The organism is Pseudomonas sp. C2B4 (genome assembly GCF_013359695.1).
Taxonomy (GTDB): Bacteria; Pseudomonadota; Gammaproteobacteria; order Pseudomonadales; family Pseudomonadaceae; genus Aquipseudomonas.
In genome coordinates this window covers 26,490-38,131 of record NZ_JABFMU010000057.1, presented here as the reverse complement: position 1 = coordinate 38,131, position 11,642 = coordinate 26,490, and the positions used below count along the sequence as shown (strand labels likewise).

At 62.7% G+C, this 11,642-nt stretch carries 12 protein-coding genes; 10 read left to right on the top strand and 2 right to left on the bottom strand.

The window, feature by feature from the left end:
* Nucleotides 1–104: 104 nt before the first annotated feature.
* The gene (locus HNQ83_RS25740) at nucleotides 105–1,595 is read right to left on the bottom strand and encodes an ATP-binding protein (RefSeq protein WP_175391561.1); all 1,491 of its coding nucleotides are present in this window, start codon (nucleotides 1,593–1,595) and stop codon (nucleotides 105–107) included.
* 355 nt (nucleotides 1,596–1,950) lie between these two features.
* Between HNQ83_RS25740 and HNQ83_RS25735 the strand changes: the two genes are divergently transcribed.
* The 9 genes from HNQ83_RS25735 (at nucleotide 1,951) to feaR (ending at nucleotide 9,905) form a co-directional block, all read left to right on the top strand.
* Entirely contained in the window at nucleotides 1,951–3,114 is a 1,164-nt protein-coding gene (locus HNQ83_RS25735) for an acyl-CoA dehydrogenase family protein (RefSeq protein ID WP_175391560.1), read from the top strand.
* Between the two features lie 31 nt (nucleotides 3,115–3,145).
* A complete protein-coding gene (locus tag HNQ83_RS25730) occupies nucleotides 3,146–3,517 on the top strand; it encodes a hypothetical protein (protein WP_093222363.1) in 372 nt (123 codons plus the stop codon).
* A gap of 3 nt (nucleotides 3,518–3,520) precedes the next feature.
* A complete protein-coding gene (locus HNQ83_RS25725) occupies nucleotides 3,521–4,006 on the top strand; it encodes a nuclear transport factor 2 family protein (protein ID WP_175391559.1) in 486 nt (161 codons plus the stop codon).
* A complete protein-coding gene (locus tag HNQ83_RS25720) occupies nucleotides 4,003–5,124 on the top strand; it encodes an amidase (RefSeq protein WP_175391558.1) in 1,122 nt (373 codons plus the stop codon). The genes HNQ83_RS25725 and HNQ83_RS25720 overlap by 4 nt, the downstream gene beginning before the upstream one ends.
* 53 nt (nucleotides 5,125–5,177) lie before the next feature.
* Complete coding sequence (locus HNQ83_RS25715; protein WP_175391557.1) at nucleotides 5,178–6,461, top strand: Rieske 2Fe-2S domain-containing protein; 1,284 nt, start codon at nucleotides 5,178–5,180, stop codon at nucleotides 6,459–6,461.
* Nucleotides 6,458–6,958, top strand: coding sequence for an aromatic-ring-hydroxylating dioxygenase subunit beta (locus HNQ83_RS25710; RefSeq protein ID WP_034150256.1), 501 nt, complete (start codon nucleotides 6,458–6,460; stop codon nucleotides 6,956–6,958). Before HNQ83_RS25715 ends, HNQ83_RS25710 begins: the two co-directional genes overlap by 4 nt.
* Nucleotides 6,959–6,968: 10 nt before the next feature.
* Nucleotides 6,969–7,709 carry an SDR family NAD(P)-dependent oxidoreductase gene (locus HNQ83_RS25705; RefSeq protein ID WP_175391556.1) on the top strand — a complete coding sequence of 247 codons (741 nt, stop codon included), beginning with the start codon at nucleotides 6,969–6,971 and terminating at the stop codon, nucleotides 7,707–7,709.
* 169 nt (nucleotides 7,710–7,878) lie between these two features.
* Entirely contained in the window at nucleotides 7,879–8,829 is a 951-nt protein-coding gene (locus HNQ83_RS25700) for a PDR/VanB family oxidoreductase (RefSeq protein WP_175391555.1), read from the top strand.
* A 155-nt stretch (nucleotides 8,830–8,984) separates the two neighbouring features.
* Nucleotides 8,985–9,905 carry a transcriptional regulator FeaR gene (gene feaR, locus HNQ83_RS25695; RefSeq protein WP_175391554.1) on the top strand — a complete coding sequence of 307 codons (921 nt, stop codon included), beginning with the start codon at nucleotides 8,985–8,987 and terminating at the stop codon, nucleotides 9,903–9,905.
* 288 nt (nucleotides 9,906–10,193) lie between these two features.
* Here feaR and HNQ83_RS25690 read toward each other — a convergent pair whose 3' ends face one another.
* A complete protein-coding gene (locus HNQ83_RS25690; RefSeq protein ID WP_095193566.1) occupies nucleotides 10,194–10,823 on the bottom strand; it encodes a response regulator transcription factor in 630 nt (209 codons plus the stop codon).
* Nucleotides 10,824–11,084: 261 nt separating this feature from the next.
* Between HNQ83_RS25690 and hpaC the strand changes: the two genes are divergently transcribed.
* Nucleotides 11,085–11,597 (top strand): 4-hydroxyphenylacetate 3-monooxygenase, reductase component, encoded by a 513-nt coding sequence (gene hpaC / locus HNQ83_RS25685; protein ID WP_175391553.1) that lies wholly within the window; start codon nucleotides 11,085–11,087, stop codon nucleotides 11,595–11,597.
* Nucleotides 11,598–11,642 lie beyond the last annotated feature (45 nt).

The window sequence follows — 11,642 nt, the reverse complement described above, 5'->3', positions numbered from 1 at the left end:
GGCAAGAGCCCTTGGTTACTTGGGGCTCTTCCAAGTGACCCGCCGTAAGGGCGGAACCATAAGTAGCCGTTACCGAAGAAACGGATATGTACACCATCCCGCTCCTACAAACGACTTGGTGAGCCCGCCAAGGGAAGCGAAAAACTGAAAACCGCCCCACAAGGCTCCAGGTTCTGCGCCCAGATATCCCCCCGGTGCCGGCCAATGATGTTCTTGCACAACGCCAGGCCAATCCCGTTCCCGCTGACCTTGGACGAGAAGAACCCATCGAACAGTTTCTCCTGCGCCTCGGCCTGGATCCCGCGTCCACGGTCTTCGATCCGCACCAGCGCCACATCGCCGTCGCGGCTGGCCTGGATGCGCAGCACGCGGCGTTCAAGGGGCAGGTCGGTCATTTCTTCGATGGCATTGAACGCCAGGTTGAGGATTACCTGGCCGATCAACACTTTCTCGCAGCTCACCCGCAGCGGCTCGGTGGAAGGAACGATGTCGACCTGTATCAGGCTCGGGTCGGCGCGCAGGCTGATGAAGTAGCGGGTTTCGCGCAGCAATTCGTTGAGGTCGATCAGCTCTTCGGACTGTTCCAGTTTCACGACGTAATCGCGCACGCTCTTGATGATCACCGAGGCGTGCTCAATCTGCCGCACGGCGTTCTGCAAACCCCAGGCGACGCCTTGGTCGGTGTCGGCTGCGTTGCCCAGGCGAATCAACGCGCCTTCGATGAAGTTGCGGGTGGCGGCCAGCGGCTGGCTCAGTTCGTGGGCAATGGCCACGGCCATTTCGCCCATGGCGTTGTAGCGCGCCAGGTATTCGATTTTTTGCTCGCTGACCCGCCGGGCGTCTTCGGCGCGCACTTGTTCAGTGACGTCGCGAAACAGCAGCAGATGCCCCACCAGGTCGTCTTCAATCTCGATGTAGCGGCACGTTGCTTCATGCCAGCGCCATTCCCCGTCCCGTCGTTGCAGGTGGTAATGCACGCCAAAGGGCGCATGTTCGGGCGTGTCGTTGGACAGTTGTTGCAACAGGCGCTGGCGCGAATCGTCGTCGCACCAGTCGAGGAAGTTCTTGCCGATCAGTTCATGCACGGTGCTGTTGAGCAAATGCGCGCCGGAGTCGCTGATAAACCCTATCTCACCGTCGGGGCCCAGCACCGCCACGCCTTCGGCCAGGTCCTGCATGAAGGCCTTCAGTCGGCTTTCGAAGCGCTTGAGGTCGCGCTTGACCTTGTCTTCCTTGGAAATGTCGCGGAACTGCACCATCAGCACATCGCGACCTTGCAGATGCACCAGTGTCGCGACGGCCTCGGAAAGAATCTCCACCCCTTGCTTGGAGCGATAACACCATTCGATGGCGCGCTGGCCGGTGCGCGCGGCGCCTTCGAGCCAGCGCAAGCCCACCGACCGCCGGTACTTGGGCGCATCGCGGGTCATGTCCGGGGCTTTGAGCGGGGTCAGCTCTTCCAGGGTAAAACCCAGCGCCGCCAGGGCGGCGGCGTTGGCCCAGAGGATCTCCTTGCTGTGGGCATCGTGAAGAATGATGCACAGCGGCATGGCTTCGATCAGCGTGAAAAAGTCGTTCTGTTCAGGCAAGTACATCGGGCAGCCCTTGGCGGCAGGGGATTGTGACCGGTTAACCGGAAGTATGACGTTTTATACCGGCTCGCGCCCGGGGATGCGCTCAGAGGTAACCGGGGGCGAACTAGGGGTTTTCTTTAGTCGGGGGGCTGCACGCACCAATAGTGGCGTCGGGATGCGGTTTTTACACTGGACCTCAATGCAAGGGTGACGCCGATCCCTGTAGGAGCGAGCTTGCTCGCGATGGACGTTAACGATGACGCGGGCTGCCTGATTGCCCGCGGTGCCTGGACCACCATCGCGAGCAAGCTCGCTCCTACAGAGGGCAGCGGTGCGGTATCGCCCCACCTAACAATAAGCAAAACGGAGAAAGCCCATGCTGCGTTCAGCGGTCGCGCAACAAGACGCCCTGATCGGCGTTGACGAGCCTGTCGTCGATAGCCAGGCATTCCAGCAAGTGCTGGATGAAGTGCGCCAACGTCGCAATGAATTCGACAGCGTCTCCCATGTGCCTCGGGACATGATCGAGCGCTTCAAGCAGGTGGGCATCTACCGCGCCGCCACGCCCAAATGCTACGGCGGCGACGCCCTGGCACCGGCAAAGTTTCTGCAAATGATCGAGCGCATCTCCGAAGCCGACGGCTCGGCCGGCTGGGTCGCCAGTTTTGGTAGCGCCGGCGTTTATCTTGCCGCGTTGCCGCCAGAAACCCTGGCCGAAATCTACGCCGACAGCCCTGACCTGGTGTTCGCCGGCGGTCTGTTTCCGCTGCAACCGGCCGAAGCGGTCGAGGGTGGCTGGCAGGTCAACGGCACCTGGAAATTTGCCAGCGGCTGCAAAGGCGCCGACCTGCTCGGTGTCGGCATCGGCGCTGCGGGCGGCAAGCCGCGCACGGCGGTGTTCCGCCCGGATCAGGTGGACATCGTCGAGAACTGGGACGTGGTCGGCCTCAAGGGCACCGGTAGCCACGACCTGCGCGTCACCGACAAACGCATCGACGAGCGCTGGACCTTCATCCGCGGCGGCGCGGCCACCATCGACGAGCCGCTGTTCCGCTACCCGTCGATTGCCTATGCCGCGCAAGTGCTGGCCGTGGTCAACCTGGGCCTGGCGCGTGCCGCCATCGACGAAGTCAGCCGCATGGCCAACGGCGGTGGCATCACCGGCGCGCCAAAACTGTCTGACCGCGCCTACGTTCGCATCGAAATCGCCAAGGCCGAAGCCAAGCTCGCCGCCGCCCGTGGCTTCTTCTACAACGCCACCGAACAGGTGTGGAACTCGATTCTCGCCGGCAATCCGGTGACGCCGGAGCAGACCAGCCTGCTGCGCCTGTCCGCGATCCACGTGTCCCAGGCCGGTGCCGCCGTGGTGCAGAGCGCCTACAGCCTGGCCGGGACCACCGCCATCTACCTGCGCCACCCGCTGCAACGCTACCTGCGCGACTCGATGGTAGTGACCCAGCACGCCTTCCTCAGCGAAGGGCTGTACGACGGCGCAGGCTCGGTGTTCCTCGGCGTACCGCCGTTCCCTGGCTACATCTGAATTCCTGTCACTTTTTCAAGGTATCTACTTCATGTCGCAAGCCACTCAAGAACCACTGCGCGTCGTCTTCTGCATCGGCATCACCCAGAACTTTTTCGACCTGCCCACCGGCGAAGGCCTGAGCGTGTGGAAGGGCTTCAGCAAAATGATGGCCGACCTCGGCGCGATGCCTGGCATCACCGTACTCGGCGCGATGGATGACGACCGCCTGATGGTCGGCCCGTCCACCACCTCGCCCTGGACCGTGTACATCATGGCCGACGTCGACTGCCACCAGACGGTGATCGACGCCTGCAACCTGTTCCGCACCACGCCGGTGAACGAATACAGCCTGTGGCGCTACGCCAAGGTCGAAGCGCGCATCGGCCGTCCGCTGACCATCCCAGATGCGGCCAAGGTGTAAGCCATGAATGAGGCCTTGCTCCAGCGTCTGGCGACGCTCGAAGGGGAAAGTGCGGTGCGCCGACTCATGGCGCGCTACATGGACCTGTGCGACGTGCCCAGGGCGCCGACCCACGTCAGCGAACTGGCCGAGCTGTTCTGCGTCGATGCGATCTGGGAAGGCGTGGGTCGCGAGACCGCGCAGACCTTCGGTCAACATCGTGGGCGCGAGGCCGTGGCGGCGTTTGTCGGCGGTTACCTGCCGCCGTCGGATCACTTCCAGCTGAACCTGCACTACCTCACCAGCGAGTCGATCCAGGTCGACGGCGGGACAGCGCAGGGGCAGTGGATCATGCAGCAGATTTCCACCTACGCCGATGGCCGCAGCGAACTGTTCGGCACCCGCCTGAACATCGATTTCCGCTGCGTTGACGGCACCTGGCTGATCGCGCATTTCCGCACGCAACGCTTGTTCAGCTCTCATTTATCAAAGCAGGAGCTGAGTGCATGAGTACCTTCATCAGCGAATTTCTCCTCGGCGGCAACGGCAAACGCGTTGCCATCAAGGACTCCATCGACATCGCCGGCTACCCGACCCGTTCGGGCAGTCGCGCCTTCGCCGATGCGCCAGCGGCGACAAAAAACGCCGAGGTAGTCGAGGCGATTCTCGGGGCTGGCTGGCAGATCGTCGGCAAGACCAACCTGCATGAACTGGCGTTTGGCGTCACCGGTATCAACGACTGGACCGGCACGCCGATCAACCCGCAAGCCCCTGACCGGGTGCCGGGCGGTTCCTCCAGCGGTTCGGCTTCGGCAGTCGCGGCAGGCCTGGCGGACATCGCCATCGGCACCGACACCGGTGGTTCGGTGCGGGTGCCGGCGGCGTGCTGTGGCATTGCCGGGCTCAAGCCGACCTACGGCCGGGTCAGTCGCATTGGCGCCCATCCGCTGGAGTCCAGCCTCGACTGCGTCGGCCCGTTCGCCAAAACCATGGACGATCTGATCGCGGCCATGCAGGTGATCTGCCCGGGCTTCAACGTGCAGGGTCTGCCTGCTGACGGCGCCAAAGTCGGCTTTCTCGACGTGGCCTGCGATGCGCATCTGCAAGCCAGCCTCGGTGCTGCCGCCGACCGTGCCGGCTGGCGTCGCAGCCACCTGCAATTGAGCGAGTTTGAAGCGGCCTTCATTGCCGGGCTGACCGTGATCAATTTCGAAAACTGGGCCGCGTTCGGTCACCTGACCGGCAAAGGCCTGATCGGTGCCGACGTGGAAACCCGCCTGCTGGCGGCCAGTCGCACCACCCGTGAAGAACTGGCCGAGGCCGAAGCGGTGCGCGCCCGTTTCACCCAACAGGTGGATGCGGCGCTGGAAGACTTCGCAGTGCTTTTACTGCCGACCTTGCCGAGCCTGCCGCCGACCCTCAGCGAAGCCCGCGCCGGTAGCAAGACCGTGGCCGGTATGACCCCGCTGGTGCGTCCTTTCAACCTCAGTGGCCATCCGGCCCTGACGGTGCCGGTGGAACTCGATTGCGGCGGGCTGAAAGTCGGCCTGCAAATTGTTGGCCGTAAAGGTCAGGACGAAGTGGTCTGCGCCTTTGGTGCGCAACTGCAACAGAGCATGGCCGGTTAATCGCCAGCAGTCTCTAAACCGAAATCATAAAAATAAGCCATGAGGAGAACCGCATGAGCACTCATGAATACCGGCTGATCGCAACGTCGAAAAGCCCCGAAGACCTGGTCCAGCACGACCGCGTCGACGTCTCGCTGTACAACGATCCGGCACTGTTCGAAGCCGAGCTGGACAAGATTTTCTACCGCACCTGGGTGTGGGTTGCCCACGAAAGCGAAGTGCGCAACAGCGGCGACTTCAAGACCGCGATGATCGGCCGTCGCCCGGTGATCGTCGTGCGCGACAAGAAGAACAACATCAACGTCCTGGAAAACCGTTGCCGTCACCGTGGCGCGACCGTGTGCGAAAAGCACAAGGGCAACGCCACCGGTTTCACTTGCCCGTACCACAGCTGGTCCTACGGCCTGGATGGCAAGTTGCGCGCGCTGCCGTACCCGGACGGTTATGAAGGCATCCTGGAAAAATCCGAGCTGCCGCTGACCAGCCTGCGCGTGGAAAGCTACGCCGGCATGATCTTCGCCAGCTACAACGACGAGATCGAACCGCTGGAAGACTTCCTCGGCGGCGCCAAGCACTGGATGGACCTGTTCATGAAGCAGGGCGCCGGCTACCCGATCAAGACCCAGGGCGAACACAAGTTCAGCTTCAAGGGCAACTGGAAGATCCAGCTGGAAAACACCACCGACGGTTACCACTTCCCGATCGTGCACAAGTCGTTCATGTCGTCGGTGGATGAAGAAACCTCGGAAATGCTCTCGTTCATGACCGACGAGCAAGCCGTGACCCACTCGCTGGGCAACGGCCACAGCGTGATGGTGATGGTGCCGGAGCACGTCGATCTGGATCACGACGACGGCACTGAACAACTGCAAGAGCGTTTCGCCCACGTCACCGAAGAACTGTCGAAAACCATGCCAGCGGATCAAGTACGCCGCATCGTGCGTTCGCTGCATGGCGCCGGGTTCAACCTGAACCTGTTCCCCAACGTGGCCATGTCGATGTCGTTCTTCCGCGTGCTGCGGCCAGTGTCGGTCACCGAAACGGAAATCCGCCACGTGGCCCTCGGCATGGACGGCGGCCCGGAAATCGCCAACCGCGAGCGCATGCGCATTCACGAACACTTCCAGGGTCCGTTCGGTTTCGGCAGCCCCGACGATGCCGAAGCCTGGGACCGCGTGCAGCGCGGCTCCTATGCCGGCGTCGACGCGCCGATCCTGGTCAACCGCGGCCTGAACCGCGAAATCACCGCCGAGAACGGTGACAAAGTCAGCCACGCCACCGACGAAGGCGGCATGCGCGGTGCCTACGACATGTGGAAAAGGATGATGAGCCAATGAGCAATCACGATACCCTGAACGGTTTTTCCGGCCCGCTGGCCCAGGCCATCGAATTCATCTGGCGCGAAGCCGAGCTGCTGGACCACAAGAACTACGCCGAGTGGGCGACCCTGTGGAGCGAAAGCGGCAAGTACATCGTGCCGATCGACCCGGACACCGAAGACTTCGAGGCGACGCTGAACTACGCCTACGACGACGCACGCATGCGTGACCTGCGCATCGAACGCCTGACCGCCGGCTACTCGCCGTCGGCGGTGGATGCGGCGAAAACCATCCGCACCATCTCGCGTTTCCGCCTGGTGGAAGCGGCCGGCGACATCGTCGAAGTCAACTCGGCGCAGCTGCTGTACGCCTACAAGCGCGGCGTGCACACGCCGTTCGTGGCCGACCTGAACCACCGCATTCGTTTCACCGACGGCGTGCCGAGCCTGGAGCGCAAAGTGGTGCGCCTGATCAACTCCACCGACAGCCTGAGCGCGCTCGGCTTCCTGCTGTGAGGGCAACATCATGAGTCGAGTAGCCCTTGTAACGGGTGCCTCGCGGGGACTGGGCGAGTGCATCGCCCGTCGTCTGCACGCAGCGGGTTATCGCGTCGGCCTGGCGGATGTGCGTCTCGATGGCGTGCGACAACTGGCCGCCGAGCTGGATGAAAGCGGTTCCACGGCCGTCGCCATCGAGCTGGATGTGCGCAGCAAGGCCGACTTCCAGCGCGCCCGCGACCTGCTCGCCGCGCACTGGGGCGGCACCGACATTCTGGTGAACAACGCTGGTGTGTCGAAAGTTGCGGCGCTGATGGACATCACACCCGAAGAGTTCGACGAGTCGATGGCGATCAACCTGCGCGGCACTTTCGTGGCCTGCCAGGTGTTCGGCGCGCATTTCGCCGAGCGCGGCTTCGGCCGCATCGTCAACATCGCGTCCCTGGCCGGGCAGAACGGCGGCACCGCCACCGGCGCGCATTACGCGGCGGCCAAGGGCGGCGTGGCAACCCTGACCAAGGTCTTCGCCCGTGAGCTGGCGCCGCAAGGCGTGACGGTCAACAGCATCTCGCCCGGTCCGCTGGACTTGCCGGTGGTGCGCGAAACCGTGGCCCCGGAGCGCCTGGAGCAGATTCTGAAGATGATCCCGGCGGGTAGCCTCGGCGACCCGACGTTTATCGCCGACAGCGTCTTGCTGCTGATCGCCGAAAACGCCACGTCCGTAACCGGGGCGTGTCTCGACATCAACGGCGGCTTGTTCATGCGCTAAGCCCGACCCCCCCCTGTAGGAGCGAGCCTGCTCGCGATGGTCGTCAACGATGACGCTGGAAACCTGACACCCCATGGTGACCTCAGGTTCATCGCGAGCAGGCTCGCTCCTACAGGGAGCCAGCGCAAGACTTACCGTTTAACCGAAACAACAGAATTCAGGTGATGCAATGATGAAGGTGAAGATCGAAAGGATCGTCGACGAAGCGCTGGATATCCGTTCCTTTCGCCTCGTGCGCAGTGACGGCCAGCCGCTCGACACCTATGAGCCGGGCGCCCACGTCGACCTGACCGGGCCGACCGGCGTGACCCGCCAATATTCCCTGTGCAGTCCGCCACAGGATCGTCGCGCCTATCTGGTGGCGGTGAAGAAAGAGCCGCAATCGCGGGGTGGTTCGCTGGCGCTGCACGAGCAGGTAGAAGAGGGCATGGAGCTGGAAATGGGTGCGCCGCGCAACCTGTTCCGCCTCGACCCGGCTGCCCGCGAACACGTGCTGTTCGCCGCCGGCATCGGCGTGACGCCGCTGCTGAGCATGGCCTATCGACTGGCGGAAAGCGGCCAGCCGTATCGCTTGCACTACTTTGCCCGCTCGGCCGAGTACGCCGCGTTCACCGAACTGCTGGCGACGAACTTTGCCGACCACGTGGAGTTCCACTACGGTGTGGAACCTGCCGACCTGGACGCCGCGTTGAGCGAATGCCTGGACCGTGCCGGCAGCGACGCCCATGTCTACACCTGCGGCCCGGCGCCGTTCATGAACAAGGTGGTGGAAGTGGCGGCGCGCAGCCGTTCCGACGACGCCATCCATTTGGAACACTTCGCGGCCGATCCCGCGGCCAACAGCGCGCCGACCGGCAGTTTCGAAGTGGAACTGGCCAGCTCCGGCGTGGTGCTGCACGTACCGGCCGACAGCAGCCTGGTGGATGTGTTGCAGGCCCATGGTTGCGACATCGATACCGAGTGCCGCGAAGGCATCTGCGGTACTTGCATTGTCGAGGTGCTGGACGGTGTGCCGGAGCATCGCGACAACTGCCTGTCGAACAAGGAAAAGGCGTCCAACAAGCAGATTTGCGCCTGTGTTTCACGGGCACTTTCCGCTCGTCTGGTATTGGATATTTAAGCGCTTTCAAGGCTGGAAAGCCGACGCCGGAGCCTGTTGAATGGGCGCCCGGCGGCCGTCAAGGGAGGAGATGGCTGGAGTACGAAACACTTTTATCGAGCCGCTCGACGAAGCGGCCGGAAAATAACAACAAAAACACGTGAGGCTTTGCGGACATGATTACAGCATCGGCGGTGCGCAATGAGGCGTTCGAAAGCTGGCTGAGCCAGGTTAACCAGGCCTGCGGGCGTTTCGATGCCCGCGCGCTGGATTCCGATTTCTATGGCGAACTGGCGGAGTTTCGCGGTGGCGCGATCAAGCTCAGTGTGGTCGACATGGCCCACGTGCACCTGTATCGCACCAGCAAGGATGTCAGTGTCAGCAGCGATGGCCATTACTACGCGGTGTTCCAGTTGCGCGGCAGTTCAAACCTGGAGCAGGGCGACAACCGCGCGCGACTGGGCTGCGGCGACATCGCCCTGATCGACGCCAGCCGCCCGAGTGACATGACCTACAACGAAGACTCACGGCAGCTGTCGTTGATCATGCCGCGCCAGGTGGTCGAGCGCGGCTCGCACTTCAAGGCCGTCAACTGCGCCACGCGCATCGCGGCCAACAACCCTTTGGCGGCGATGGCCAACCGACTGGTGCTGGAAACCCGGCAGCAGGAAGGGCTGGACATGCAGGAAAGCGAAGCGGTGCTCGATGCCCTGGCCAGTCTGCTGTTGCCGGGTATCAGTGCCCGCGACATCAACGGCGATGTGCATGAGCGGCAATTTCGCAAGATTATTGCGTTCATCGACGAACACATCAGCGACGAAACACTCTGCCCCGAGATGATTGCCCGGGAAGTGGGGGTGTCGGTGCGCGGGTTGTACCGGATGTTCTCCAAGCGCGGGCTGGTGGTGGCGCAGTACATCAAGCATCGACGCCTGGACTTCTGCGCGGAAAACCTGCGCCGCAGCGACGTCGAGCAGAAGCTGTCGGCGCTGTGCTACGCCTGGGGTTTCTCCGACTCCAGCTACTTTTCCTCGGCGTTCAAGTCGCGCTTTGGCGTATCGCCGGGTGCCTATCGCAAGCGCTATAGCCAGAATTGATGTTGAGTCTACCGGCCTCATCGCGAGCAGGCTCGCTCCCACAGTAGGTCGTCAGCGAACACGAATTTCGTGGACGCCACGGACCACTGTGGGAGCGAGCCTGCTCGCGAAGGCGGACTGTCAGGCACCCTCGATGTTGACTGTGCTGGCCTCTTCGCGAGCAGGCTCGCACCCACAGGAATTGATGGTGTTCACGGATTTTGTGTACGAAGCCGATCACTGTGGAGCAAGGCTTGCCCGCGAAGGCGGCCTCAGGTTCTCTGAAGCGCTAAACCCCTAACACCCCTCTCAATGCCGCGCCGGCTCTTCAGCCGGCAAATGCAGCACCTCGCGCACCAGCATCGCAATGCTGGTCACACCCATCTTTTCCTTGATCTTGGTCCGGTGCACATCAACGGTTTTCACGCTGATGTTCAGCTCCCGGGCAATCACCTTGCTGGCCTTGCCGTCGATCACCAGCATCAGCACCTCGCGCTCACGGCTGGTCAGCAGGGCCAGTTTGCCTTGCAGGTTCTGGCGCTGCTCCTGATCGGCCTGGGCGTGCACGGCGGTCTTCAGCGCGGCCTGGATGCGGTCGATCATCTGCTGCGGGTTGTAGGGCTTCTCGACGAAGTCCAGCGCGCCGTTTTTCATCGCCGTCACCGACATCGGAATATCGCCATGGGCCGAGACGAAAATGGTCGGGAGGGTGCTGCCGCGCTGGTTGAGGATTTCCTGCAGCTGGAAACCGCTGGTTTCCGGCATGCGCACGTCCAGCACCAGGCAGGCCGGCTGCTTGGGGTCGTACTGGCTGAGGAACTCTTCGGCGCCGGCAAAGCACTGCGCCTGGACGCTGACAGACTCCAGCAACCACGCCAGCGAAGTGCGCAGGTCCTTGTCGTCGTCAACGATGTAAACAATCGGTTTGCGGGTTTGCATCAGGGTTGCCACGAAATTTCTAATTATTGTTTTCGCTCGCGTGCACGCGCGGCGGACATGGGCTCATCTTTTTTGGAGCCAGATAGCAGAATACCCACTGTCGCCGGCCCTTGCGATAAAGAAACCACCTAGTCGACTAGCGGAAAGCCTACCTCCATGTGGGGATCGTCAGAATGGTTGCGCGCCGCGCCCGGCCTTAGTCTTGTTCCATCACCTACGGACCGCTCTCGTCGCGGTCCTCCTGAAGGAAGGGGCATCGACATGGCCGACCTGAGCCAGCAGCAAATCGACTTTCGCAACGCCATGGCGCAACTGCCGGCCGCGGTGAACATCATCACCACCAATGGCCCAGGCGGCCGTTGTGGCATCACCGCCAGCGCCGTTTGCTCGGTGACCGATTCGCCGCCCACCGTGCTGGTGTGCGTCAACCGCAACAGCGCCACCCACGACGTATTCCGCACCAACGGCCGGCTGTGTGTGAACGTGCTGTGCGGCGAACAGGAAGAACTGGCCCGCCACTTCGCCGGCATGACCAAGGTGCCAATGGCCGAACGCTTTGCCTGGGACCTGTGGGACGACGGCGCTGCCGACGTGCCGGTTCTGCGCGATGCCCTGGTGCAGCTGGAAGGGCGGATCAGCGAGTGCAAGGAGGTGGGGTCGCATTCGGTGATGTTCGTGGAACTGGAGAAGGTCGGGGTGCGCGAGCCGCGTGACAGCCTGGTGTACTTCAACCGCTTGTTCCATCGACTGGAACATGCCGGGGCTGTTTGCTGAAAGACCGCGTTATCGTTCATCGCGGGCAAGCCTTGCTCCTACAGG